This window comes from Streptomyces bikiniensis (assembly GCF_000716625.1).
Classification (GTDB): Bacteria; Actinomycetota; Actinomycetes; order Streptomycetales; family Streptomycetaceae; genus Streptomyces; species Streptomyces bikiniensis.
The window spans coordinates 132,284-158,567 of the sequence record NZ_JNXJ01000001.1; the positions used below are offsets into that span (position 1 = coordinate 132,284).

The window sequence follows — 26,284 nt, forward strand, 5'->3', positions numbered from 1 at the left end:
GCTCCTCGATCCGACCGGACTCCCTGATCCGACCGTGCTCCCCGATCTTCCCGTTCCGGCCGGGCTTCCCGGAGCGCCGGGGGCGGCCGGGGCGGGCGGCCCGGGCGGCCCGGGTGTCGGCCGGGAGGTTGACCCGCACCCGACGGTGCAGGATGGAGGCATGGATCTTCGCATCTTCACCGAGCCCCAGCAGGGGGCCGACTACGACACCCTCCTCACCGTGGCCCGCGCCACCGAGGAGCTCGGGTTCGACGCTTTCTTCCGCTCCGACCACTACCTCAGCATGGGGTCCGCCGACGGCCTGCCCGGCCCGACGGACGCCTGGATCACCCTGGCAGGACTGGCCCGGGAGACGAAGAGGATCCGTCTCGGCACGCTGATGACGGCCGGCACCTTCCGGCTCCCCGGAGTCCTCGCCATCCAGGTCGCCCAGGTGGACCGGATGTCCGGCGGCCGGGTCGAACTGGGCCTGGGCGCGGGCTGGTTCGAGGAGGAGCACAAGGCCTACGGCATCCCCTTCCCGAAGGAGAAGTTCGGCCGCCTCGAAGAGCAGCTGGCGATCGTCACCGGCCTGTGGGAGACCGAGGTCGGCAAGACGTTCACCCACGAGGGGGAGTTCTACCGGCTCACCGACTCCCCGGCGCTGCCCAAGCCCCTCCAGGACAAGATCCCGGTCCTGATCGGCGGCCACGGCGCGACCCGCACGCCGAGGCTCGCCGCGCGGTACGCGGACGAGTTCAACATCCCGTTCGCCTCCCTGGAGGACAGCGAGAAGCAGTTCGGCCGGGTGCGGGCCGCCGCCGAGGCCGTCGGCCGGCCGGCCGACGACCTGGTGTACTCCAACGCGCTGGTCGTGTGCGTCGGCCGGGACGACGCCGAGGTGGCCCGCCGGGCCGCCGCCATCGGACGGGACGTGGACGAGCTCAAGGCGAACGGCCTGGCCGGCTCGCCCGCCGAGGTCGTCGACAAGCTCGGGCGGTACGCGGCCATCGGCTCCTCCCGGGTCTACCTCCAGGTCCTGGACCTGGACGACCTGGACCACCTGGAGCTGATCTCCGCCCAGGTCCAGTCCCAGCTGGGCCGATAGGGAGGAGCGACCCGATGAGACCGGCCCGTACGCTCGCCGAAGCCCTCCGGGCGGAGGTCCTCGTCCTCGACGGCGGACTCTCCCACCGGTTGGAGGCACAGGGCTGCGACCTCTCGGACGCGCTCTGGTCCGCGCGGCTCCTCGCCGACGGACCCGAGCGGATCGAGGAGGCGCACATGGCGTACGTACGGGCCGGGGCGCGGGTCCTCATCACCTCCGGGTACCAGGCCACCTTCGAGGGCTTCGCCCGGCGGGGCCTGGACCGGGCGGACGCGGCGCGGCTGCTCGCCCGGAGCGTGGAGCTCGCGCGGTCGGCGGCGGACGCCGGAGAGCGGGAGGTCTGGGTCGCCGCGTCCGTCGGACCGTACGGCGCGATGCTGGCGGACGGCAGCGAGTACCGGGGCCGGTACGGGCTCTCCGTACGGGAGCTCGAAGCGTTCCACCGGCCCAGGATCGAGGTGTTCGCGGCGGCCGGGCCCGACGTCCTGGCCCTGGAGACGGTGCCCGACGCGGAGGAGGCGGAGGCGCTGCTGCGGGCGGCCGAGGGGTGCGGGGTGCCCGTGTGGCTGTCGTACACGGTCGAGGGCGGGCGGACCCGGGCCGGACAGGACCTGGCGGAGGCGTTCGCGGTCGCCGCCGGGAACGACCGGGTGGTGGCGGTCGGGGTCAACTGCTGCGACCCGGCCGACGCGGGACCCGCCGTGGAGACGGCCGTCGCCGTGACCGGGAAACCGGCCGTGGTCTACCCCAACAGCGGGGAGCGCTGGGACGCCCGGGCGCGGGACTGGCGCGGCGGGTCCGCCTTCGACCCGGAGCGGGCCGCCGACTGGGTACGCTCCGGGGCCCGGCTCGTCGGCGGCTGCTGCCGGGTCGGCCCGGACGCGATCACCGCCCTGGCCGGGACCTTGGCCGCCGACGGCACCGGCTGAGCCGGGAGCTTCCGGCGCGCCCGGTCCGCGCGACAGGACCCGTGCGTCCGGCCCGTGCTGTCCGGCCCCTGCGCTCCCGGCCCGCGTGCCCGCCCGCCCCGCGCGCCCGCCCGCCTCGCGCTCCCGGCCCGCCCGCCCCGCGCCCCCCGTGCGTCCGGCCCGCACCTCCGGACCGTGCGGAAAATGCCTGGTGAGGCCGGTGCGGGCGGCACCATACTCGAAGGCGTGTTCCTGACGATCAGTACGACCGGCATCCCGGAGCGACCCGCGACCGACCTCGGATTCCTGCTGCACAAGCATCCCGAGCGGGCGCAGTCGTTCTCGACCTCGCACGGCACCGCGCACGTCCTCTACCCCGAGGCGAGCGCCGAGCGGTGCACGGCGGCGCTCCTCCTGGAGGTGGACCCCGTGGCGCTCGTGCGCCGCGGCAAGGGCAAGGGCCGGGGCGGCGCCCCGGACTCCGCGCTCGCGCAGTACGTGAACGACCGGCCCTACGCCGCGTCCTCGCTGCTCGCCGTCGTGCTCGCCAAGGTCTTCAAGACCGCGCTGCACGGCGACTGCAAGGCGATGCCCGAGCGGGCCGCCGCGCCGCTGCCGCTGCGGATCGAGGTCCCCGCGCTCCCCGCCCGGGGCGGCGCCGCGCTGGTGCGCGCGCTGTTCGGCCCGCTGGGCTGGTCCGTCGTGGAGGCCGAACCGATCGCGCTGGACCCGGAGTTCCCCGAGTGGGGCGACTCGCGGTACGTGCGGCTCGTCCTGGAGGGCGAGCTGCGGCTCGCGGACGCCCTCAACCACCTGTACGTCCTGCTGCCCGTCCTCGACGACGCCAAGCACTACTGGGTCGCGCCCGACGAGGTCGACAAGCTGCTGCGCGCCGGTGACGGCTGGCTCGCCGGACACCCCGAGCGGAAGCTGATCACGGAGCGCTACCTCTCCCGCCGCCGGGGCCTGGCCCGGGAGGCGGCGGAACGGCTCGAACTGGTCCGGCTCGCCGAGGCCGAGGGCCTGGACGTCGAGGACGTCGACAACGCCGTGGACGAGACGACCGACACCGAGGAGCGCCCGGTGCCGCTCGCCCAGCAGCGGCGGGACGCGATCCTGTCCGCGCTGCGCGCGGCCGGGGCGGTGCGCGTGCTCGACCTGGGCTGCGGACAGGGCCAGCTGGTGCAGGCCCTGCTCAAGGACCCGCGCTTCACCGAGGTCGTCGGCGTCGACGTGTCCGTCCGGGCCCTGACCGTCGCCGCGCGCCGGCTGCGGCTCGACCGCATGGGGGAGCGGCAGGCCGCCCGCGTGAAGCTGGTGCAGGGCTCCCTCGCGTACACCGACAAGCGCCTGTCCGGCTATGACGCGGCCGTGCTCAGCGAGGTGATCGAGCACCTGGACCTGCCGAGGCTGCCGGCCCTGGAGTACGCGGTGTTCGGCTCGGCCCGGCCCCGCACGGTCCTCGTGACCACGCCGAACGTCGAGTACAACGTGCGCTGGGAGAGCCTGCCCGCCGGGCACGTCCGGCACAGTGACCACCGCTTCGAGTGGACCCGCGAGGAGTTCCGGAGCTGGGCGGCCCGGGTGGCGGGGGAGTACGGGTACGAGGCCGGGTTCGTCCCCGTCGGCCCCGACGACCCGGAGGTCGGCCCGCCGACCCAGATGGCCGTCTTCACCCGCGCCACCACCGGAAGCGACGAGAACACCGACGAGAACGAGAAGGAGGGACGGGCATGACCACCGTCACCGACAGCACCGCCGACACCACCACCGCGCGCCGGGCCCTGCCCGTCACCGACCTCTCCCTCGTCGTGCTCGTCGGCGCCACCGGCTCCGGCAAGTCCACCTTCGCCCGGCGCCACTTCAAGCCCACCGAGGTCGTCTCCTCCGACTTCTGCCGGGGGCTCGTCGCCGACGACGAGAACGACCAGTCCGCCAGCCGGGACGCCTTCGACGTCCTCCACTACATCGCCGGCAAGCGCCTGGCCGCCGGCCGGCTCACCGTGGTCGACGCCACCAACGTGCAGCAGGAGGCCCGGCGGCAGCTCGTGCAGCTCGCCAGGACGCACGACGTGCTGCCGATCGCGATCGTCCTCGACCTGCCCGAGCAGGTCTGCCGCGAGCGCAACGCGGCCCGCCCCGACCGCGCCGACATGCCCGCGCACGTGATCCAGCGCCACCGCCGCGAGCTGCGGCGCTCCCTGCGCGGCCTGGAGCGCGAGGGCTTCCGCAAGGTCCACGTGCTGCGCTCCGTCGAGGAGGTCGAGGCCGCCGAGGTCGTCCTGGAGCGCCGCTTCAACGACCTGCGCCACCTCACCGGACCTTTCGACATCGTCGGCGACGTCCACGGCTGCAGCTCCGAGCTGGAGACCCTGCTCGGCAAGCTCGGCTACGTCGACGGCCGCCACCCCGAGGGGCGCACGGCGGTCTTCGTCGGCGACCTGGTCGACCGGGGGCCCGACTCCCCGGGCGTCCTGCGCCGCGTCATGTCCATGGTCGCCTCCGGCGACGCCCTGTGCGTCCCCGGCAACCACGAGAACAAGCTCGGCCGCTGGCTGAAGGGCCGCAAGGTCCAGCGGACCCACGGCCTCGCCGAGACGATCGAGCAGTTGGAGGGCGAGAGCGAGGAGTTCCGGGCCGAGGTCGCGAAGTTCATCGACGGGCTCGTCAGCCACTACGTCCTCGACGGCGGCGACCTCGTCGTCTGCCACGCAGGACTGCCGGAGAAGTACCACGGCCGCACTTCCGGCCGGGTGCGCTCGCACGCGCTGTACGGGGACACCACCGGCGAGACCGACGAGTTCGGGCTGCCCGTGCGCTACCCGTGGGCGGAGGAGTACCGGGGCCGGGCCGCCGTCGTCTACGGGCACACCCCCGTGCCGAACACCTCCTGGATCAACAACACCCTCTGCCTCGACACCGGAGCCGTCTTCGGCGGGAGGATGACCGCGCTGCGCTGGCCGGAGCGCGAGCTGGTCGACGTACCGGCCGAGCGGGTCTGGTACGAGCCGGCCCGGCCGCTCGCGACCGACGCGCCCGGCGGGCACCAGGGGCGCCCCCTGGACCTGGCCGACGTGCACGGGCGGCGGACCGTCGAGACCCGGCACCACGGCAACGTCGCCGTGCGCGAGGAGAACGCGGCGGCGGCCCTGGAGGTCATGAGCCGGTTCGCGGTCGACCCGCGCCTGCTCGCGTACCTGCCGCCGACGATGGCGCCGACCGCCGCCTCCAGGGAGGACGGCTATCTGGAGCACCCGGCCGAGGCCTTCGCCCAGTACCGGGCCGACGGCGTCGAACGGGTCGTGTGCGAGGAGAAGCACATGGGCTCCCGGGCCGTGGCCCTGGTCTGCCGGGACGCCGACGCGGCCCGCGAGCGCTTCGGCGCCGACGGGGTGACGGGCGCCCTGCACACCCGTACCGGACGCCCCTTCTTCGACGACCCCGCCGTCACCGAGGAGGTCCTGGTACGGCTGCGGACCGCGATCGGCGCCGCCGGACTCTGGGAGGAGCTCGACACGGACTGGCTGCTGCTCGACGGCGAGCTGATGCCGTGGTCGCTCAAGTCGGCCGGTCTGCTCCGCGCCCAGTACGCGGCCGTGGGCGCCGCCTCGGGCGCGGTGCTGCCCGGCGCGGTCGACGCCCTGCGGCGGGCGGTGGAACGCGGAGTCGAAGGGGTCGACGGCCTTCTCGACCGGCAGCGGGGACGGGTGGCGGACGCGGAGGCCTTCACGGCCGCCTACCGCCGTTACTGCTGGCCGACCGAGGGTCTGGAGGGCGTGCGGTTCGCGCCCTTCCAGCTCCTGGCGGCACGCGGGCGCTCGCTCGCGGCCGTGCCCCACGACGAACAGCTCGCGTGGCTCGACCGCCTCGTGGAGCACGATCCGACCGGCCTGCTCCAGGTCACCCGCCGGCTCGTCGTGGACACCGGCGACGAGGCCTCGGTCCGCGCCGGCGTCGACTGGTGGCTGGAGCTGACCGGCGCGGGCGGCGAGGGCATGGTCGTCAAGCCCCTCGCCGCGCTCGTCCGCGACGCGAAGGGCCGGCTCGTCCAGCCGGGCGTGAAGGTCCGCGGCCGGGAGTACCTGCGGATCATCTACGGCCCCGAGTACACCCGCCCGGAGAACCTGGAGCGGCTGCGGCAGCGCTTCCTCGGCCACAAGCGGTCCCTCGCCCTGCGCGAGTACGCGCTCGGCCTGGAGGCGCTCGACCGGCTCGCGGACGGCGAACCGCTCTGGCGGGTCCACGAGGCCGTCTTCGCGGTCCTCGCCCTGGAGTCGGAGCCGGTGGACCCGAGGCTCTGACCCGAAGCTCCGACCCCGGGGCCCGGGACGGAGACGCACGGGCCCGGGGCAGCGACGTACAGGCCCCGGGACAGGGGGCGCACGGGCCCCGCGACAGGGGCGCAGGGGTGCCGGAAACGGCGCTCCCCTGCGCCCCCCGTGCTCGTTGACGCGTTTCTTCCGCACCCCCTAGCGTTCATCACCCCGTCACGTGGCGGGACGTCAACCCCCTTGTGGGACAAGGCGGACGACGCACACCTTCGGCCGGCACCGGGGCGTCGCGAGGGAGTCGGAGTGAGCAGTGCGGGAGCGAACGGGACGGTGGACGGAGTCGTGGGCGGGATCCACCGGTTCGTCGTCTTCGGCGGCGTCTGCGGCTCCGGGAGCCCGGACGGGGCCGGAGGGGAACCGCACCGCGCGGCGCTGCACGCCGCCTTCGACGAGGCGTACGGCTCCATCGGCGTCGAACCCGGCACGTACCACCGGGAGGACCGGGGCGACGGCGTCCTCGCCGCGCTGCGCCCCGGCGTGCCGCCGTCCCTCATGGTCGGGCGGTGGATCGACACCCTCCACGAGAGCCTGCGCGCCCACAACGCGGGCCGCGACCGGCGGCTGCGGCTGCGGATCGGCATGGACGCCGGGCTCGTCGCCCGGGGCGGGCAGGGGGAGGGGGGCGGGCTCGTCGGACGGGCGGTCGACCGCGCCGCCCGGCTCTGCGGCAGCGCCCCGGCCCGGCGGATCATGGCGGAGGCGCCCGACGTCGACCTCCTCGTCGTCGTCTCCGACTGGCTGTACGGGAACGTGGTCGCCGAGGGCGGGCGGTACGTGGAACCGGCCCACTACCGGCCGGCCCGCGTCCGGCCCGGAGCGGCCGACGGGTCCGACGGGTCCGACGGGTTCGATGGGAACGACGGGAACGACGTGACCGCCTGGTTCCACGTGCCGCGCAGGACCGCGCCGCCGCTGCCGGAACCGGAGCCGGAGCCGGAGCCGTACGGCGAACCGGTGGCCTGAGGAGGGGCGGGGGGAGCCGACGGGGGGATCACGGACCGGCGTCGGGCCGTCGCGGGGGGACGGCCCGACGCCCAGCACCGAGGAGGGGCCGTACCGCCGCGCGCACCTGACCGGCCACGACCGCACCCGCCGCCTCCCGTGCCGAAACACGGGCCGCGCGGGCCCCCCTCCGTCAGGATGGACCCATGGGATTCCACGTCGACTCCGAGACCGGGCGGCTGCGCCGCGTCATCCTCCACCGCCCCGACCTGGAGCTGAAGCGGCTCACCCCGACCAACAAGGACGCCCTCCTCTTCGACGACGTGCTCTGGGTGCGCCGGGCCCGGCAGGAGCACGACGGCTTCGCCGACGTGCTGCGCGACCGGGGGGTGGAGGTGCACCTCTTCGCGGACCTCCTGAGCGAGTCGCTGAAAGTGCCGGCCGCCCGCGCGCTCGTCCTGGACCGGGTCTTCGACGAGAAGGAGTACGGTCCGCTCGCCGCCGACCACCTCCGGTCGGCCTTCGACTCGCTCGACGCCGTCGCGCTCGGCGAGGTGCTCGTCGGCGGGATGACGAAGCGGGAGTTCCTGGCGGCGCACCGGGAGCCGACCTCGGTCCGCTTCCACGCCCTCGACCTGGACGACTTCCTCCTCGGCCCGCTGCCCAACCACCTCTTCACCCGGGACACCTCGGCCTGGATCTACGACGGCGTCTCCATCAACGCCATGCGCTGGCCGGCCCGGCAGCGCGAGACGGTCCACTTCGAGGCGATCTACAAGCACCACCCGCTCTTCACCGGGCCCGACGCGGGCCCCTTCCACCACTGGTCCGAGGGGCAGGCGGACTACCCGTCGACGATCGAGGGCGGCGACGTCCTGGTCATCGGCAACGGCGCCGTGCTCATCGGGATGAGCGAGCGCACCACCCCGCAGGCGGTGGAGATGCTGGCCCGGGGCATGTTCGCGGCCGGTTCGGCGCGCACGATCGTCGCGCTCGACATGCCGAAGCGGCGCGCGTTCATGCACCTGGACACGGTGATGACGATGGTGGACCAGGACACGTTCACCCAGTACGCGGGGCTCGGCATGCTCCGCTCGTACACGATCGAACCGGGGGACGCGGGGCAGCCGCTGCGGGTGACCGACCATCCGCCGGAGCGGATGCACGACGCGATCGCGGCGGCCCTGGGGCTCCCGGAGATCCGGGTCCTCACCGCCACCCAGGACGTGCACGCGGCCGAGCGCGAGCAGTGGGACGACGGGTGCAACGTGCTCGCCGTGGAGCCGGGGGTGGTCGTCGCGTACGAGCGGAACGTCACCACGAACACGCACCTGCGCAAGCAGGGCATCGAGGTGATCGAGATCCCCGGCAGCGAGCTGGGCCGGGGGAGGGGCGGCCCGCGCTGCATGAGCTGCCCGGTGGAGCGGGACGCCGCCTGAGGGCCCGGGGGCGGGGCGGCCGGGGCCCGAGGTCAGGGGGCGGGGCGGCCGGGGCCGGGGCCCGAGGTCAGGGGCCCGGGCTCAGTGGTCCGGGACCGGGGCCCGGGGGAGGGCGCGGACTTCCCGCGAAGGGGGCTGTATATAAATGTTGGAGTGCGTATAGACTTCCATAGTCCCCGATCGTCGTCCCCGATCGCCGTCCCGACCGTACCCACAGGAGCGCGACCCATGGCCACAGACCTCATCGGCCGCCACTTCCTCAAGGAGCTGGACTTCACCGCCGAGGAGTTCCGCGGTCTGGTCGCGCTCGCCGCCGAACTCAAGGCCGCCAAGAAGGCGGGCGCGGAGGTGCAGCGGCTGCGCGGCCGGAACATCGCCCTGATCTTCGAGAAGACCTCGACCCGCACCCGCTGCGCCTTCGAGGTCGCCGCCGCCGACCAGGGCGCCTCCACGACCTACCTGGACCCCTCGGGCTCCCAGATGGGCCACAAGGAGTCCGTCAAGGACACGGCCCGCGTCCTCGGCCGGATGTTCGACGGCATCGAGTACCGCGGGGACAGCCAGGCCGCCGTCGAGGAGCTGGCCGCCTTCGCGGGCGTGCCCGTCTTCAACGGCCTCACCGACGACTGGCACCCCACCCAGATGCTCGCCGACGTGCTCACCGTGACCGAGCACACGGACAAGCCGCTGGACGCGGTCTCCTTCGCCTACCTCGGCGACGCCCGCTTCAACATGGGCAACTCCTACCTGGTCACCGGCGCCCTGCTCGGCATGGACGTCCGGATCGTCGCCCCGAAGACGTACTGGCCGGCCGAGGAGGTCGTCGAGCGGGCCCGCGAGCTCGCCGAGAAGAGCGGCGCCGTCGTCACCCTCACCGAGGACGTGGCCGAGGGGGTCCGGGGCGCCGACTTCGTGGCCACCGACGTGTGGGTCTCCATGGGTGAGCCCAAGGAGGTCTGGGACGAGCGGATCGCCGCCCTCGCCCCGTACTCCGTGACCATGGACGTGCTGCGCGCCACCGGGAACCCGGACGTCCGGTTCCTGCACTGCCTGCCCGCCTTCCACGACCTGGGCACCGCCGTCGGCCGCGACATCCACGCCCGGCACGGCCTGACCGAGCTGGAGGTCTCCGACGAGGTCTTCGAGTCGGCGCACTCGATCGTCTTCGACCAGGCCGAGAACCGGATGCACACCATCAAGGCGGTCCTGGTCGCGACGATCGCCGGGACCGGGACCGGGACCGGGACCGGGACCGGCGCCGATGGCGGGTCCGATGGCGAGGTCGCGACCGGGGCATAGCATTACGCCCGATTGGGTGAATATGCGCGGTGCGGTTTACGATCGCACGGTTCAGGGGGGTCCGGGCGGGTAAGCCCGGACCCCCCTCACGTGTGTCCGCGCCAGAAACGAGAACCCGCATGCCCCCGTCCGCCCCGCGGATCAAGACGCCGCAGCAGCTCATCGCCGAGTCCGGCGCCGACCTCGAAGGCCACGGCCTCAAGCGCACCATGGGCCTCTTCCAGCTCGTCTGCTTCGGCGTCGGCGCGATCGTGGGCACCGGCATCTTCGTCGGCCTCTCCGACAGCGTCGCGGAGGCCGGCCCCGCGGTCGTGGTCTCCTTCGTCCTCGCCGCGATCACCTGCGTCTTCACCGCCTTCTCCTTCGCGGAGCTGGGCAGCGCGATCCCGGTCTCCGGCTCCTCGTACTCCTTCGCCTACGCGAGCCTCGGCGAGCGGGCCGCCTTCCTCGTCGGCTGGTGCCTGCTCCTGGAGTACGGCGTGTCCGTCTCCGCCGTCGCGGTCGGCTGGAGCCAGTACCTCAACGAACTCCTGGACGGCCTGATCGGCCTGCGGCTGCCCGCCGCGCTCTCCGCCGGACCGGCCGAGGGCGGCGTGGTCAACCTGCCCGCCGTGATCGTGATCCTGCTCGCCGCCACCCTGCTCGTGCGCGGGGTCCGCGAGAGCGCCCGGGCGACCGCCGCCATGGCCGTCCTCAAGATCGGCATCCTGGTCGTCTTCTGCGCCGTCGGCTTCTCCGCCTTCCAGGACGGGCACCTCTCGCCGTTCACGGGCAGCGGCGCCGCCGGCATCACCGCCGGCGCCTCCGTGGCCTTCTTCTCGTACATCGGCTTCGACGCGATCACCACGGCCGGCGAGGAGGTGAAGAACCCGCGCCGCAACGTCCCGATCGCCATCCTCGTCTGCATCGGGATCGTCACCCTGCTCTACTGCGCGGTCGCCCTCTCCGCGATCGGGGCGATCGGCGCCGACGCCGTCGCGAACAGCCCGGCCGCGCTCTCGGTCGTCGTGGACGAGGTCACCGGCTCGTCGGTCGGCGGCGGGATCGTCGCCTTCGGCGCGGTCGTCGCCATCGCCTCCGTCGTCCTCGCGGTGATGTACGGCCAGACCCGCATCCTGATGTCGATGTCCCGCGACGGCCTCGTCCCCCGGGTCTTCGAGCGGGTCTCCCCGAAGACCTCGACCCCCGTCGCCAACACCTGGATCGTCGCCGCCGTCTTCGCCGTGCCGGCCGCCTTCGCCCCGCTCGACGTGGTCGTCGACCTGACCACCATCGGCACCCTGGCCGTCATGGCGGTCGTCAACCTCGCGGTGATGGTGCTGCGCCGCCGCGCCCCCGAGCTGCCCCGCTCCTTCCGGGTGCCGCTCTTCCCGCTGAGCCCGGTCCTCGGCATCGGCTTCTGCCTGTACCTGATCTGGGGCACGGGCTGGGCGACCTGGCTGCAGTTCGCGGTCTTCCTGCTCGCGGGCGGTCTGCTGTACGCGGCCTACGGACGCCGCAACTCGCGGCTCGCGGCGCGGTAGGGGCAGCCGCGGGACGGCCCCGTACCGGGTGGGCGGCCGCCGTCCGCCGGCCGCCCCCGGGGGTCCTCCGGCGGAGCTCAGTGCTCGCAGAGGGAGAACTCGCGCTCGTACAGCTGCTCGTTGTGCTCGTCCACGAAGAACTTGCGCTCCTTCATGAGCTCCTCGCGGTACTCCTCGGCCTGCGCGCGCGTCATGGTCGAGGTGGCGGACCACGGCTGCTGCGGCGGCACGTCGGACGTCGAGACGATCCGCTCCGACGGGTCGACCAGGAAGAACGCGAGGATCTTGCGGTGGCCCGGGCGGGCGGGGTCCGCGAGGCGGAACGGGGCGACGCGGTGCTGCAGGACGTTCGGGAACGCCAGGCAGCGGCCCGCCGGGGTCGCCACCGACCCCAGCACCTGGTTCAGCGCGTCCTCGTCCTCCAGGCCGTAGACCTCGCGCAGGCCGTCGTCGTCGTTCTGCTCGTAGTCCGGGTCGTCGAGCGCCGCCCGGAAGCCCAGCCGGCTCTCGGTGATGTTCTCGCTGTCCCAGTAGAAGAGGCCGGTCGAGACGATCCGCTCGTTCAGCATCCCCTCGACGTGCCAGGAACCGCCGGCGTACTCGGGCTTCTCCGGGGTGAGGTGGATGGTGGCGAGCTTGACGATCACCTGGAGGCGGCGGCCCCGCAGGTCGACCCGGGCGGACGCGTCGGGCAGCGCGGGCGGGGTGAAGTCCGGGGCGTCCGGGACGACCGGGCGGCGGTTCTCCCACCAGTCCTCGTAGGCCTCCTCCCAGGCGTCGAGGGCCTCGCGGTGCGCCCCGGCGTCGTCGTAGGAGTTCCTGTGCGGGTACTCCGGCTTCGAGTCGTACCACCCGTAGGGGTCGGCCACGATCCGCGGGGGCCGGGGGTGGCGCAGATCGGTGAGCACGTTCTCGAACAGCGGGCGGAAGCGCGCGAACAGCTCCGGCAGGACGGCGGCCAGCTCACGATGGACCTCGGGATGGACGTTGTTGACGTACGAGAGGAAGGCGGCGCCGCCGTCCTCGTCGACCTCGACATCCGTGGGCAGCCACTGGAACCGCTCCGAGAACTCGTGCTTCGAGTAGCTGGTCGTCGGGTTCCGCCAGGCCTCCTCGGGAGCCCCGCTCACGTCCCTCACCAGGCAGAACAGCGAGGGGTGCACCAGATCGAGGACCTGGCCGTCCGAGCCGGGGTGCCAGTCCCTCTCCGCCTCGGGGACCTCCTCCAGGACCCGGACCGCCTCGCGCAGCCGGGACCGCAGCCCGTCGTCCACCAGCGCGTCCGACTGCCACACGCCGTCGACCCCGGACACCTCGGTGCCGGTCCGCCCGTCCCGCAGCGCGGCGTAGTGCGCGAGTTCGGCGAGGACGTGGCGGACCTGCGCCTCGGTGAGCCCCTGAGCGACCGCCTCCCGCGACCACCTGGCGGCGATCTCGGGGTCGTTCATCTTCTCGAACCAGTCCGGCTTCTCCCGGATGTGCGCGCTGCACTCGATCATCTGGAGTTCCCGCAGCGTCCGGGGCGTCGCGAACGCTATGGAACGGGAGGTCTGGAAGGGCAGCGGGAAAGCGGACGGGCCGGACAAGGCTCTTGTTCCTCACGGTCGGTGGACGATGGCGGGAACAATACTTCGACGGACCGACAACGAGGCCGCGGTCCGGCGGGGTGCCTCAGCGCACCACGCGGTGGCGGAGCAGGACGACCTTCGAGCCGAGGGCACGGGTCTCCACGAGTTCGAGGTCCACCCGGCGCTCGTCCCGGGGGAAGAACGGAGTGCCGCCGCCGACCAGCACCGGATGGACCACGGTCCGGTACTCGTCGATCAGACCCGCCGCGGCCGCCCCGGCCGCCAGGGTCGCGCCCCCGATCGCGATCTCGCCCTCTCCGGGCTCGGCCCGCAGCCGCTCGATCTCCTCCGCCACGCTTCCGGTGGCCAGCCGGGCGTTGCCCCGCACCTCCGTCAGGGTGGTGGAGAACACCACCTTCGGGAGCGGATTCCAGAGCGCGATCCACTCGCGCGTCGGGGCGTCGAGCGACGGGTCCTCGCCGGCGGTCTCCCAGTACAGCATCGTCTCGTACAGCCGCCGCCCCATCAGATGGACGCCGACCCCCCGGATGTCCTCGATCCAGAAGCGGAAGACCTCCTCGTCGGGCCCCGACCAGTCGAAGCCGCCGTCCGGCCCGGTGATGTAGCCGTCCAGGGACACGCCCATGGAACAGGTCACTCTGCGCATCGGAAAGCCTCCTCGGTGACGGGCTTCCGACAGTACGTCCGCCGGGCGCCGGGGGACGCGCCACGACGCGCGGGAGCCCGACCGGGGCACGCCCGGCCCCGGTCGCCCGGTGGAACAACCCTGCGAACCCTCCCCGGTGGGGATGAAGCGCCGTCGCCGCCGTGCCCCCGGCCGCCCTCCCGCTGTTCTTTCCGGCGGAAAGATCGTTCCGGCGCCGGGAGGGGGCACGATGCGACGAGGCGGGGAAGGCGGTCGCCGCACATGAGCCCGTACCAGGAGACCGGGACCCGGACGCCGCCCGCCGCCACCCGCACCGCCCGGACGGTGGCCGGGCGACTCCTCGACCGCACCTTCGGCACCCCGGCCGAACGTCCCCGCTGGGACGTCGACGGCGCCGGGCCGGTCGGCATCGACGCGGGCGACGAGCACGCGGTGCAGGCCGCCTGCGGCGTCATGCACGTGCACGGCCGGGCCACCGGCGCCCCCGCGCCGCTCGCCGCGGACTACGTCTCCACGGTGACCGGCGTCCTCGCCGCCCAGGGCGCCACGGCGGCCCTCCTCGCCCGCCGCCGGGGCCGCCCCCCGCTGCGGACCCGCACCTCGCTCGCCCAGGGCGCGCTCCTGACGCTCACCCAGTACCTCGCCGCCGCCACCGCGGACGACGGGACGGGGGCCCGGGCCACGGACGACGGGACGGGGCTCGCCACCCTCACCACCGCCGACGCCGTACGCGTCGAGATCGAGACCCTCGACCCCGAGGCCTGGGCCGGATTCTGGCACCGGCTCGGCGTGCCGCCCCGGACGGCGGGACGCGGCTGGCAGCCCTTCCAGGCCCGCTTCGGCACGGCCGTCTGCCCCCTGCCCCCGGAACTCCGCGCCGCCGTACGGGCCCACCCCCTGGAGGCCGTACGCCGGGCGGGCGCCGAGCACGGCGTGTCGGTCGCCGCGATCGGGGAGGCGACGACGGCCCCGCCCGGCCTCGCCCCCTGGACCCTCGCACCGGCCCCGCCCGCCGGCCCGCCCCCGCCCCTCCCGGCCGTGACCGGCGCGGACGCCCTGCCCCTCGCCGGCCTGCGGGTGGTCGAATCCGCCCGCCGCGTCCAGGGGCCCGTGGCCGGGCACGTCCTGCGGCTGCTCGGCGCCGAGGTCGTCCGCGTCGAACCCCCCGGCGGCGACCCGATGCGGGGCCTGCCCCCGGTCGCCGGGGGCTGTTCGGTCCGGTTCTCCGCGCTCAACCACGGCAAGGCCGTGACCGAGGCCGACCTCACCACCCGCCCGGGCCGGGAGGCCGTGCGCGAACTGGTCTCCCGCGCCGACGTCTTCCTGCACAACTGGGCCCCCGGCAAGGCCGGGACCCTCCGCCTCGACGCCGACGCCCTGCACGCCGTCAACCCCCGCCTGGTGTACGCCTCCGCCTCCGGCTTCGGCACCGCCCTCGGCCCCCTCCCGCCGATCGGCACCGACTACCTGGCCCAGGTCCACAGCGGCCTCGCCGCCGCGCTCCGCCCCGCCGGGGAGCCGCCCGCCCCCTCCCTGATGACCGTCACCGACGTGCTCGGCGGCCTGGTCCTCGCCCAGGCCGTGCTCGCCGGCCTCCTCGCCCGGCAGGAGACCGGCCGGGGCTGCCGGGTCGCGTCGTCGCTGCTCTCCGCCGCGGCCCTGGTCCCGCGCCCGCCCCGGCGCGTCGCCCTCTCCGCGCCGGACCGCCCGCTGCCCACCGCCGACGGACTGCTGTACCCGGGGGCCGAGGCCCGGGCCCTGCCCCGGGAGCTGGCCCGGACCGTCGGCGCCACCGGCACCGCCACGGTGGGGGAGCGGCTGCGGACCCGCACGACGGACGCGTGGCTGGCCGAGCTGCGGGCGGCCGGACTGCCGTCCGTCGCCGTCCGCACCGACCTGGCGGACCTCGCCGCCGACCCGGCCTTCGCCCGGGCCGTCCTGCCGCCGGACAACCGCCTCCCGTACGCGCGCCCCGCCGCGCCCTGGGAGTTCACGGAGGAGACCCGATGACCACGGCACCCACCGCCCACCGGACGACCTGGCGCTCCCGCAACGGCCTGGAGTTGTCCGACAGGGTCCCCCGCGCCGACCGCGCGGCGTGGGAGGACCGGGGACTCTGCCCCGACGCCGACCTCTTCACCCTCTTCCGGGGCCACGCGCTCGCCGCCCCCGGCCGCGACGCGGTGGTGGACGAGCGGGGGGCCCTCTCCTACGGCGAGCTGTACGCGGAAGTGCTGCGCGTCGCGGCCCTGTTCGCGGAGGCGGGGCTCGGCCCCCGGGACGTGATCGCGCTCCGGCTCCCCAACGGGCGCCTCGCGGCGGCGGCGGAACTGGCCGTCTACGCCCTCGGCGCGGTCGCCCTGCCGTACCCCCTCGGCGGCGGCACCCGGGACACCCTCTCGCTCCTCGCCCGCTCCCGGGCGGGCGGAGCCGTACTGAGCGAACCCGAGGACCTCGAAGCGGCGTCCGAACTCCCCTGGTTGCGAGCGGTGTTCACGACCCGACCGGACGCCGCGCCCGGAGTGCGGCGGCTGGACCGCGCCCCGGAGGGCGGACCGCTGCGCCCGGCCGGCCGGCCCGCCGAGGCCGCCGACCCGGCCCGGATCCTGGTCTCCTCCGGCTCCGAGACCGAGCCGAAGATGATCGCCTACAGCCACCAGGCCATGGCGGGCGGCCGAGCCGCCTACGTACGGGCCCTCGCGGCCACGTCGGCCCGCACCGAGCCCCGGACCCACGCCGGCCCTCAGGCCCGTACCGGACTTCTGCCCCCTACCGACCCTCCGGCCCGTCCCGGAGCCCCGGTCCGCGCCGGCTTCCCGTCCGGAACCGAGACCCCGGCCGCAACCCCGTCCGGATTCCCGGTCGTTCCCGGCCCCTCGGCGGAGCCCGAGCCCCCGGCCGCCCCGCCCCGGCTGCTCGTCCTCGTCCCGCTCGCCTCCTCGTACGGCTCCCTGGGCGTTCCGGTCGGGCTCGCCGCCCTCGGCGGGACCCTGATCGTGCGCGGGCGGTTCGACGCCGCCGACGCGCTCCGGGCGACCGTCGAGCACCGGCCCACCCACCTCTTCGGGGTGCCGACCATGCTGCGGCGGATGGCGGACCTGCCGCGCCTCCCGGGCGAGGACACCTCATCGCTGCGGGCCGTCGTCTCCAGCGGAGCCGCGCTCCCCGCCTCCACCGCGGCCGCCTGCCGCGAACGGTTCGGCGTACCGGTCGTCACCGTGTACGGCTCGTCGGACGGCGTCAACTGCCACACCGCCGCCCCCGGCGCCCCCGCCGGGGACACGGCGGGCACCCCCGACCCCGCCGTGGCCGCCCTCCGGATCGTCCGGCCGGACGGCTCCCCGGCGGACACCGGGGAGCCCGGGGAGATCCAGGCCAAGGGCCCCATGACCCCGCTCTGCTACGTGGCCGCCCCCGACCTCGACGCCCGCTACCGCACCGCCGACGGCTGGGTCCGCACCGGCGACCTGGGGGCGCTCGACGGGGAGGGGCGGCTGAGGGTCCTCGGGCGGCTCAAGAGCGTGGTGATCCGGGGCGGGCACACCATCAGCCCGGCCGAGGTGGAACAGGAGCTGGGCACCCATCCGGGGATCGCGGAGGCGGTCTGCGTCCCGGTGCCGGACGAGGAGTTCGGGGAGCGGCTGTGCGCCTGCGTGCGGCCGGTGCCGGGAGCGCCCGCGCCCGCCCTGGGCGACGTGACCGCGCACCTCGCCACCCGGGGCCTGGAGCGGCGGAAGTTCCCCGAGTACCTGCTCGTCCTCGACCGGATGCCGCTGCGGCCCACCGGCAAGGTCTGCCGCCGCACCGCCGCCGCCCGCGCCGTCGCCGCCCTTGGCGTCGACACGCCACCCGGTGCCACGGTTTTCGACGGGTGAAGCAGACGATTTCACTCGTACAGGCGAAATAGCCCATTCATGTCGCCAAGGTGACGAAACTCGTGCAATTCTGTCGTCAGCAAGCGGAATCCCTGATTCAACTTCCTCTGCGGCAGAGGCCCTTCGAGGGGCCCGCCCCCGTTCACGGAGAACTCTCTTGCGACGTTCCCTCGCCTTTTCCGTCCTCCCCGCCCCCGTCCCCGGCCGCACCCTCGCCGGCGGCGACGCCCGCGTCTGACGGACCGGAACACGAGGGGACCCACACCGGACACATGGGGGAAACATGTTCACTGAAGTCGCCGTGGTCGGCCTCGGCTACGTCGGCCTCCCGCTGGCCCGCCGGGCCTGCGAGGCGGGACTGGCGACCGTCGGCCACGACATCGACGCCGACGTCGTCGCGGGCCTGGAGGAGGGCCGCTCCCACATCGGGGACGTCCACGACGCGGACGTCGGGGCGATGCGGGCCGCGGGCTTCCGCGCGAGCACCGACCCCGGCGTCCTCGCCGGCGCCCACACCGTCGTCGTCTGCGTGCCGACCGGCCTCACCCCGGCCGGCGAACCGGACCTGGAACCGCTGCTCGCGGCCGTCCGCACCGTCGCCCGCCACCTCGAACCGGGCACGCTGGTCTGCGTCGAGTCCACCAGCCACCCCGGCACCACGGAGGAGATCGTCCGCCCCCTCCTCGAAGCGAGCGGGCTGCGCGCCGGCGAGGACTTCCACCTGGCGTACTCGCCCGAGCGCATCGACCCCGGCAACCGCCGTCACACCCTGCGCACCACGCCGAAGGTCGTCAGCGGCTCCACCGAACTCTGCGCCAAGCACGCCGCCGCCTTCTACGAACGCCTCGTGGACGAGGTCGTCGTCGCCGCCGGCACCCGGGAGGCGGAGATGGCCAAGATCCTGGAGAACGCCTACCGGTACGTCAACATCGCCCTGGTCAACGAGGCCGCCGTCTACTGCGACCGGGTCGGCATCGACATCTGGGACGTGCTGCGCTGCGCGGACACCAAGCCCTTCGGGTTCTCCGCCTTCCGCCCGGGCCCCGGCGTCGGCGGCCACTGCATCCCCGTCGACCCCCGCTACCTGATGACCCGCGCCGCCGAACAGGGCTTCACCTTCCACACCCTGGACGCCGCCCGCACCGTGCTCGACGCGATGCCGGACCACGTCGCGGGACGCGTCCGCGACCTGCTCGCCGCCACGGGCAAGGATCCCACAGGGGCCCGGGTGACGCTGCTCGGCGTCGCCTACAAGGCCGACGTCGCCGACACCAGGGAGTCGCCCGCCTACCCCGTGGCCCGCGCCCTGCGCGCCCTCGGGGCCCGGCTCGCCCACCACGACCCGCACGTCGACCGGTTCGAGGTGGACGGCGTCCCCGTCCCCCGGCAGCCGTCGCCGGAACGGGCCCTCGCCGACAGCGATCTGGTGGTGCTGCTCCAGGACCACTCCGCCTACCGGGCGGTCGACTGGGACGGGGCCGCCTGCCCGGTCCTCGACACCCGGGGGGCGGCGGAGGGCCGGCGCGTGGTGCGCCTCTGACGCCGCGCCCCGCGCCCCACGGACTCCCGGCCCGGGACGCGCCCGCGCGTCCCGGCCGTGGGACAAGCGCGTCCGGACGCCGTCCGGACGCCACACGAAGCAACGGAACAAGGAGATCGACCCATGACCGTGGCAATCGACAACGTCGCCCAGGAGCGTCTGGCGAAGCGCTTCGACAAGTGGGACGCCGACGGCAACGGCCTGCTGGAGCCCTCGGACTTCACCGCCGAGGCCGCCACCATCGCCCGCGCGTTCGGCGAGTCCCCCGAGTCGCCGAAGGCCACCGCGCTGCGCGACGGCTTCGTCGCCATGTTCGAGGAGCTCGCCCGCAGGGCGGGCGTCGCGCCGCAGGGCTCGCTCGACCGCGAGCAGTTCCTCCGGGCCGCCGGTGAGGTCGTCCAGGGCGGCGCCGCCACCTTCGACCCGGTGTTCTCCCCGGTCGCCAAGGGCATCGTCGGCCTGGCCGACCGCAACGGCGACGGCGTCATCGACGGCACCGAGTTCGCCACCTGGCTCAAGGCCCTCGGCCTCGGCGAGGCGCAGGCCCGTGAGGCCTTCAAGCGGATCGACGCCGACGGCGACGGCACCCTGTCCGAGCAGGAACTGCTCGGCGCCGTACGCAAGTTCCACCTCGGTGAGCTCGACGTCGAGCTGCTCGGCTGAGAACGGCACCTGATCCGACAGCGGCCGGCCGGCGTCCCCGCCAGGGGCGCCGGCCGGCCGCCGTGGTGTGCCGTGCCGCGTCGTCAGCCGGCGGGCGCGAAGACCACCGGGGCCTCCGGCGCGAGCGCCAGGGACCGGCCGGTCAGCAGCCGGGGCGCGTGGACCACGATGTTGTAGTGGTTGGGCAGGTGGCAGCCGTCGAAGCCGAGCACGGTCCCCACCGGCTCCCCGCCGATCAGGAGCGTGTCCCCCCGGTCCACGACCCCGCCGAGGTCCAGCTCCACGAAGCCGAGGAAGCCGACCCGGTCCACCCGGGCGCCCGGCGCGTCGGTCCACCGGTCGGTGGTGAGCAGTTCGTGCACCTCGCCCCGGCGCACGCAACGGGCCGCGAACGGCTCCAACTCCATTCCGCGGTCCGTGCGTTCGTGCAGCAGCACCTTCACCATGGTCCCGCGCACCGCCCGCTTGGCGCCGTTCTCGTGCAGGCCGGAGTCGAGGGAGGGCGGGGCCACGGGGAGCGCGGGGGAGGAGGTCATCGGGACTCCGATCGACGGACGGCGCGCGGTTCCCGCGGCTCGTGCGGTTCATGCGTTCCGTGCGGCTCATGGGGGGTGCGGGGCCCCGGCGGGCCGGCCGCGGCCTCCACCGCGTAGACGGCGGCGACCAGTTCGAGCGCGGCGAGGCCGCCCTCGACGGCCCGGGAGGGGTCGGGCAGGTCGCGCAGCCGGGCGAGGTCGCGCAGGACCCCCTCGTACTCGTGCCACAGCGACTCCTTGAAGCCGGGCCGGCCGTCCAGCATGTCCGCGTACAGCTCGGTGCCGTCGTCGAGGCGTACGAGCACGTCCTTCACCTCCCCGGGGTACGACCAGTCCAGCTCCACCCGCGCCCGCCCGCCCGGCCCGGCCAGCTCGACCACGGCCTGCCGGTCCGTGCCGGCCGCGTCCCGGACCACGTCGGCGGCGACGACCTCCGAGGGGGCCTCGCCCAGCACCAGCCGCACCAGGTCGAAGGCGTTGGGCCCGTTGTCCGCGACGCAGCCGCCGCCGCAGCGGGCCGGGTCCAGGTACCAGGTGTCCGCGCCGATGTGCTCCTCGATCCGCTCCAGGTACCGCACCCGCACGGACTCCACCCGCACCGGCGCGCCGGGCGGCGGCAGCCGGTCCAGGAGGTCCAGGACGCGGTCGTTGTAGCGGCGGTGGAACGCCGTGAGCAGCGGGACGCCGTGCTCCCGGGACAGCGCGGCGAGCCGCCGTCCGTCCGCCGGGTCCAGGGCGAGCGGCTTCTCCACGCACACCGGGACACCGGCCCGCAGCGCGTCCGCGCACACCTCGGCGTGCGCGTGGTTGGGCACCGCCACGACCAGGGCGTCCAGGCCCCCGGCGGCGAGCAGGTCCCGGTGGCCGGGGTGGCAGGCGATCCGGCCGCGGTACGGGGCGAGGGCCTCCTCGCGCAGGTCGCAGACCGCGGCCACCTCCCACCCGGGCAGCCGCCCGGCCGCCGCCAGGTAGAAGCGGGAGATCACCCCGAGCCCGGCGATCCCCAGGCGCAGGGGCCGGCCGCCCCCGGTGCGCGGTGCCGCGCCGTCGTCTCCGGTGGTCGGCGTCATCGGCTCTCCTCCCCGGTGGCCGGGGCGGTCGCGGTGACCGGGAGCCGTGGGTCCGGGACCGTCGCGGCGGCCGGAAGCCGCAGGCCGAGGGCCGTCAGTTCGGCGTGGAGCGGGGCGGGCAGCGGGACGCCCGAGGCGCGCCGCTCCTCGGCGCGTTCGGCCTCCGGGTGGCCCGGGTAGCGGACCGGCCCCTGACCCGGGAGCGGAGGACAGCCCAGTACCGTCCCGAACATCTCCCGGGCGTCCCCGGCGAAGCCGTCGCGCAGCGCGTCGGGGGCGACCGCCAGGACGAGGAAGCCGATGTCGTCGTCGCTGCCGCCCGGCCTGCCGTCCCCCTCCAGGGCCGCCGGGGCGGGCCCGGTGGCCGCCCCGGGCAGCACGGCGGCGAGCAGCTCCACGGCGAGCCCGAGCCCGAACCCCTTGAAGGCGCCGGTCGCCGGGGTGCCGCCCAGCCAGCCGAGCCAGGCCTCGCCCCGGTCGTAGGCGGACGCGTCCCGCACCGGGCGCCCGGCGTCGTCGGTGAGCCAGCCCTCGGGCGCCTCGCGCCCGTCCCGGGCCGCCGTGCGGAGCCGCCCGGTGGGGACGACGGTGGTGCTCATGTCGAGGACGAACGGGCGCCCCCCGACCGCCGGGGCCGCCACGCTCAGCGGATTGGTCCCGAGCAGGGCCGCCGCGCCGAGCGGCGGACGGGCGATGCGCTGGCCGCCGCAGTTGGAGGCCACCACGCCGATCATGCCCCGGTCGGCGGCCCGCCGCGCGTGGACGCCCGCGCAGCCGAAGTGGGTGGCGCCCCGCACCGACACCAGGCCGATGCCGTGGCGGGCCGCCCGCTCCGCCGCGAGGTCCGTGGCCTCCGACGCGGCCCACAGGCCGAGCGCCCGCCGGTGGTCCAGGAGCACGCAGGCCCCCAGGTCGCGCAGGACCTCCGGCTCGGCGGCCGGGTCGGCGCCGCCGGACTCCAGGAGCGGCCGGTAGAGGCGGCCCAGGTTGAACACGCCGTGCGAGTCCATGCCGGTCAGGTCGCCGTAGCAGAGGGCTTCGGCGGCGAGCCGGGCCCGGGCCTCCGGGACCCCGAGCCGTACGAAGCAGGCGGCGGTCTCGCCGAGCAGCGTCTCGTACGGGACGGTCACCTCCCCCCGCACGTCGCTCCGGGGTGCGGCGCCGGCGGGCAGCGTGGACGTCATGCGGTTCCTGCTTTCTCGGTGAGGTCGGTCGGTACGGACGCGGGGGCGGTGCGACGGGCCCCGTCCCGCCGCCGTACGTCGTCGGCGAAGGCGGTGAGCAGCGCGGCGGTGCGGTCCGCGAACGCCTCCAGGTCGGCCAGGTCGACGAACTCGCCCGCCGCGTGGGCCCGGTTGGCGTCGAGGGAGCCCGGTCCGAAGACCGTGGTGAAGGAGTCCGGCAGGCCCTCCGCCCAGATCGCGTCGCAGGTGAAGGCCGGTTCGTCGTCCGGCCACCGGTCGACGCCCGCCCGCGCGAGCAGCTTCTCCCCCCACTCCGGCTGGGGGCCGAGGGCGGGCAGGCCGCGCTTCTCCCACTCCAGGCGGGTGATCCGGGCGGCGTCCCCGGCGGTCCGCGCGAACGGCGGCGTGCCGGAGAACCGGGCGGCGAACTCCCGCAGTCCCGCGTCGAGGGCCCGGACGAGGGCCCGTTCGGCGGCGGCCCCGGCCTCGGCGGTGGCGTACGCCAGGTTGAGCAGCAGGCTGCCGGTGCCGTGCACCTTGTTGTGCAGGGTGCCGGTGTGCAGCCCCGCCACGCAGACCGTGAACGGCGGTGTGCCGGAGGCGTCCCGGCCGAGGGCGGCCGCGAGGTGCTGGGCGAGGAAGCCGAGCAGGACGGTGGCGTTGTGCCCGGCCTCCGGGCGGTCGTCCACGGCGTCCTCGCCGCCGACCGTGATCCGGGCGGTGGCGGCGGCCGTCGCGCGGGGCAGGTGGCGCAGCCCGGTCGGCTCGCAGAACACGTTGAGCCGGCCCGTGTGTCCCGCCTCCACGAGCGGCCGGGTGCCGAAGGTGCCGAGCGCCCCGCCCTCCTCGCCCGCCACCGCCTGCACGAGCACGGCGACGTCCCGGCCGATGTCCGGGCAGGTCCGGGCGGCGGCCGCGACCCCGGCGAGCAGCGCCACCGCGGGTCCCTTCGCGTCCACCGCGCCCCGGCCGGTGAAGCGGGCTCCGTCGAACGCGGGGGGCTCGCCGCCGGCGACGGTGTCCAGGTGCACGTTGAACATCACCGTGCGCTCCCGGGGCAGTTCGGGCCCGAGCCGCAGCACCAGGCTCGGCTGGTCCGCCAGGAACGCCGGATCGGCGGCGACCGCGCGCCGCACGGGCGCCGGGGTGTCGTCGCGCAGCACCGCCGAGGGGGCCGGGGCGCCGAGGCGCACGGTCCCGAACCCGAGCCGCTGCGCCGCCGTGGCGTACGAGCGCAGGGCGGCGGTCGTCAGGTGGGGCGCGCCGGAGCCGGTCTCCAGCGGGCCCGCGGTGGGCGTGTGCAGCAGGTGCAGCAGCAGGCCCGTGTCGACGGCGGGGCGGGGCAGGGCCTTCAGGGCGGCGGTCGGGGCGGGAAGCGGCAGGGCCGCCAGGCGGCGGGCCGCCCGTACGAAGGGCCCGGCCGCGTCCTCGCTCCGCACCCCCTCGTGCGGGACCACCGCCAGATGGGGTTCGAGCGAGTACGCCCCCCGGTAGCCGTACTCCTCCAGGAGGCGCACGCAGTCGGCGACCCGGGCGGCGCCCTCGCCGGGCAGGGTGTAGACGGCCTCGCCGGGCCGGTCGCCGGGTAGCGCGTCCTTGACGTGCACGTGGGCCACGTACGGCAGCAGCTCTTCGAGGAGGGCGTGGGCGTCGTACCCGTACGGGACGCCGTTGCCGGTGTCGAACAGGACGCGCAGCGCCGGGCTGCCGACCTCGGCGAGGAGCCGGAGCGTCCGGGAGGCGTCGGAGCCCGCCCAGCCCGCGCAGTTCTCGTGGAGCAGTTCGACGCCGAGGGATTCCGCCCGGCGGGCGAGCCGGCGCATCCGGTCGATCGCCCCGGCCGCCCACGCCTCCTCGGGGAGGCCGCCGTCGGTCCACGACATGACGCGCAGGCTGCGGCAGCCGAGGATCCTGCCGTGCTCCGCGAGCCGTTCCAGCTCCTCCAGGTCGGCGGAGAAGGGACCGGTGACCGGGCGGGCCCAGTTGCCGATCCGGGAGTCGAGGCAGACCACGCCGAGGCCCGCCGAGTGCAGCCGCCCGGCGGCCTCCCGCACGACCGGCTCGGGCAGGTCGGCGAGGGCCGTGCCGTCGAGGGAGCGCAGCTCCAGGGAAGTCCAGCCCAGCTCGCGGGCGACGGCGATCTGCCCGGCCAGATCGGGGGCGGCCTCGTCACCGATGCCGGTGATCCGGCCGGTCGGGCCGAGGGGACGGGTGTCCGTGGGGGAGGCGGCGTGCTCGGAGGGTTCGGCGTCGGCGGAGGAGGCGGCGTGCTCGGAGGGTTCGGCGTGCGCGGGAGAGGCGGCGTGCTCGGGGGACTCGGCGTGTTCGGCGTACGCGGGGGACTCAGTGGACCGCGACACGGGAAGCCTCCTCGCGCCGGCCCTCGGCGGTCTCCTCCGCGCAGCGCCGTTTGGCCGCGTCGAGCAACCGGACCGCGTCGGCGTGCAGGGCGAAGTCCTCCTCCCAGGAGGGGTCGTCGGCCGGGACCCCGGCGAACCGGGTGTAGACCCCGAGCAGGAACGCGGCCAGCGCGTCGTCGCGGAACACCTCGCGCCGCCCGTCCACGACGAGCTGGACGTGGTCGTCGGCGTCGCTCGCGGCGAAGTGGGCGACGGCGGTGCCGCGTTCGAAGGCGAAGAGGGCCCTGCGCTCCCGTACGGGCGAGGTCAGGTCGGAGAAGAGGCGGGTGCGCACCCCGCTCGCGTGCCGCAGCTCCAGGAGCGCGGAGCCGAGCCCGGGGCGCACCGTCCCCCCGACCCGCAGGTCGGTCAGCCGGGCCCCGGTCGGCTCGGCGGGACCGGCCAGGGAGAGGACCAGGCCGAGGGAGTGCGGCAGCTCCACGTCGAACGCCGTGGGGTGCCCGTCGTCGGCGCCCAGCGAGCGGGCGAAGCGCGGCTTGTGCTGGGTGACGTCGATGCGCAGCAGCCGCCCCTGGCCGCCCGAGCCGATCAGGTCGCGGAGCCGTCCGGCCAGGGCCGAGGCGGGCCAGTGGGCCACCACCGCCAGGCGGAGGCCGTGGCGGGCGCGCAGCTCCGCCACGGCCGCCAGCTCCCCGGCGTCGGCGGCGAGCGGCTTCTCCACGATCAGGTCGCGGTAGCCCGCCCCGCACAGCTCGGCGAGGACGGCGGACCGGCCAGCGGGCGGGGTGCAGACGTGGACGGCGGCGCGGTCGGGCGGCAGCAGCTCCCGGGCCTCCTCCAGGGACGGCACCACGGTCACCCCGTCCGGCACCGGGGCCCGCTCGCCGGGCCGGGGGTCGACGGCGACCACCGGCCCCCGCCACGCGTCCGGCGACCGGTCGAGGGCGGTGCGCAGGGCCCGCAGGTGCAGCCCGGCCCCGGAACGGCCCAGTCCGACGATCAGGGGCTGTCGGATCGGGGGCTGCTTCATGCGGTTGTTCCATCCAGTGGTTCGGAACCCGTGCGTACGGGCGGTTGCGGCGAAGAATCTCGCCGTGCCGAACGACACCGGTCAAGGAAATCAGAGGTGTTGTCACCGGAAAGTATGAAGTTCCTTTGAGGGTTTGAGACTTCATTCTTCCGGCTGTTAGATTCACCGGGCAGACTTCCCGAAGGCGGGGTCCGGCCCGCCCGTCGCATTCTCTCGGGCCGCCGCCCTGACCTCAGTCGACCGTCCTGAACTCATCTGGCAC

At 75.1% G+C, this 26,284-nt stretch carries 19 protein-coding genes; 12 read left to right on the top strand and 7 right to left on the bottom strand.

Features of this window, described 5'->3' with window-relative positions:
• Positions 1-160 precede the first annotated feature (160 nt).
• The 8 genes from OO47_RS00575 to OO47_RS00610 all read left to right on the top strand — a co-directional run bounded on the left by OO47_RS00575 (position 161) and on the right by OO47_RS00610 (position 11,529).
• Positions 161-1,087: an LLM class F420-dependent oxidoreductase gene (locus OO47_RS00575; RefSeq protein WP_030211435.1), complete on the top strand. Its 927-nt coding sequence runs from the start codon at positions 161-163 to the stop codon at positions 1,085-1,087.
• Between the two features lie 14 nt (positions 1,088-1,101).
• Positions 1,102-2,016 carry a homocysteine S-methyltransferase gene (gene mmuM / locus OO47_RS00580; RefSeq protein WP_030211439.1) on the top strand — a complete coding sequence of 305 codons (915 nt, stop codon included), beginning with the start codon at positions 1,102-1,104 and terminating at the stop codon, positions 2,014-2,016.
• Positions 2,017-2,241: 225 nt separating this feature from the next.
• The gene (locus OO47_RS00585) at positions 2,242-3,732 is read left to right on the top strand and encodes a 3' terminal RNA ribose 2'-O-methyltransferase Hen1 (protein WP_030211441.1); all 1,491 of its coding nucleotides are present in this window, start codon (positions 2,242-2,244) and stop codon (positions 3,730-3,732) included.
• Positions 3,729-6,296, top strand: coding sequence for a polynucleotide kinase-phosphatase (locus OO47_RS00590; protein ID WP_030211443.1), 2,568 nt, complete (start codon positions 3,729-3,731; stop codon positions 6,294-6,296). The genes OO47_RS00585 and OO47_RS00590 overlap by 4 nt, the downstream gene beginning before the upstream one ends.
• A 273-nt stretch (positions 6,297-6,569) precedes the next feature.
• Positions 6,570-7,289: a hypothetical protein gene (locus tag OO47_RS00595; RefSeq protein WP_158708621.1), complete on the top strand. Its 720-nt coding sequence runs from the start codon at positions 6,570-6,572 to the stop codon at positions 7,287-7,289.
• Positions 7,290-7,474: 185 nt separating this feature from the next.
• Positions 7,475-8,707: an arginine deiminase gene (locus tag OO47_RS00600; protein ID WP_030211447.1), complete on the top strand. Its 1,233-nt coding sequence runs from the start codon at positions 7,475-7,477 to the stop codon at positions 8,705-8,707.
• A gap of 228 nt (positions 8,708-8,935) precedes the next feature.
• Positions 8,936-10,006, top strand: coding sequence for an ornithine carbamoyltransferase (argF, locus tag OO47_RS00605; RefSeq protein ID WP_234323042.1), 1,071 nt, complete (start codon positions 8,936-8,938; stop codon positions 10,004-10,006).
• Positions 10,007-10,125: 119 nt separating this feature from the next.
• A complete protein-coding gene (locus OO47_RS00610) occupies positions 10,126-11,529 on the top strand; it encodes an amino acid permease (RefSeq protein ID WP_030211451.1) in 1,404 nt (467 codons plus the stop codon).
• Positions 11,530-11,606: 77 nt separating this feature from the next.
• On the opposite strand, the gene OO47_RS00615 is transcribed toward OO47_RS00610, so the two are convergent.
• Positions 11,607-13,115, bottom strand: coding sequence for a DUF4246 domain-containing protein (locus tag OO47_RS00615; protein ID WP_030211453.1), 1,509 nt, complete (start codon positions 13,113-13,115; stop codon positions 11,607-11,609).
• 85 nt (positions 13,116-13,200) lie between these two features.
• Positions 13,201-13,764, bottom strand: a complete 564-nt coding sequence (locus OO47_RS00620) for a dihydrofolate reductase family protein (protein ID WP_030211455.1) — start codon at positions 13,762-13,764, stop codon at positions 13,201-13,203.
• Positions 13,765-14,025: 261 nt separating this feature from the next.
• Here OO47_RS00620 and OO47_RS00625 point away from each other — a divergent pair, with 261 nt between their 5' ends.
• From OO47_RS00625 to OO47_RS00640, 4 genes are all read left to right on the top strand, one after another.
• On the top strand, positions 14,026-15,774 hold the full coding sequence (locus OO47_RS00625; RefSeq protein ID WP_030211457.1) for a CoA transferase: 1,749 nt from the start codon (positions 14,026-14,028) through the stop codon (positions 15,772-15,774).
• Entirely contained in the window at positions 15,771-17,639 is a 1,869-nt protein-coding gene (locus OO47_RS00630; protein WP_033207529.1) for a class I adenylate-forming enzyme family protein, read from the top strand. Before OO47_RS00625 ends, OO47_RS00630 begins: the two co-directional genes overlap by 4 nt.
• Positions 17,640-17,922: 283 nt before the next feature.
• Positions 17,923-19,179: a nucleotide sugar dehydrogenase gene (locus OO47_RS00635; RefSeq protein WP_030211464.1), complete on the top strand. Its 1,257-nt coding sequence runs from the start codon at positions 17,923-17,925 to the stop codon at positions 19,177-19,179.
• 123 nt (positions 19,180-19,302) lie between these two features.
• Positions 19,303-19,842 (top strand): EF-hand domain-containing protein, encoded by a 540-nt coding sequence (locus OO47_RS00640; RefSeq protein ID WP_030211466.1) that lies wholly within the window; start codon positions 19,303-19,305, stop codon positions 19,840-19,842.
• A gap of 83 nt (positions 19,843-19,925) precedes the next feature.
• Here OO47_RS00640 and OO47_RS00645 read toward each other — a convergent pair whose 3' ends face one another.
• From OO47_RS00645 to OO47_RS00665, 5 genes are read right to left on the bottom strand one after another with little or no spacing between them, the layout of a single operon-like run.
• On the bottom strand, positions 19,926-20,378 hold the full coding sequence (locus OO47_RS00645; protein WP_051715771.1) for a DUF6917 domain-containing protein: 453 nt from the start codon (positions 20,376-20,378) through the stop codon (positions 19,926-19,928).
• On the bottom strand, positions 20,375-21,448 hold the full coding sequence (locus OO47_RS00650) for a Gfo/Idh/MocA family protein (protein ID WP_063831864.1): 1,074 nt from the start codon (positions 21,446-21,448) through the stop codon (positions 20,375-20,377). Before OO47_RS00650 ends, OO47_RS00645 begins: the two co-directional genes overlap by 4 nt.
• A complete protein-coding gene (locus OO47_RS00655) occupies positions 21,445-22,632 on the bottom strand; it encodes an Ldh family oxidoreductase (protein WP_063831865.1) in 1,188 nt (395 codons plus the stop codon). Before OO47_RS00655 ends, OO47_RS00650 begins: the two co-directional genes overlap by 4 nt.
• Positions 22,629-24,992: a M20/M25/M40 family metallo-hydrolase gene (locus OO47_RS38550; RefSeq protein ID WP_324606503.1), complete on the bottom strand. Its 2,364-nt coding sequence runs from the start codon at positions 24,990-24,992 to the stop codon at positions 22,629-22,631. Before OO47_RS38550 ends, OO47_RS00655 begins: the two co-directional genes overlap by 4 nt.
• Positions 24,976-26,022 carry a Gfo/Idh/MocA family protein gene (locus OO47_RS00665; protein ID WP_030211477.1) on the bottom strand — a complete coding sequence of 349 codons (1,047 nt, stop codon included), beginning with the start codon at positions 26,020-26,022 and terminating at the stop codon, positions 24,976-24,978. Before OO47_RS00665 ends, OO47_RS38550 begins: the two co-directional genes overlap by 17 nt.
• Positions 26,023-26,284 lie beyond the last annotated feature (262 nt).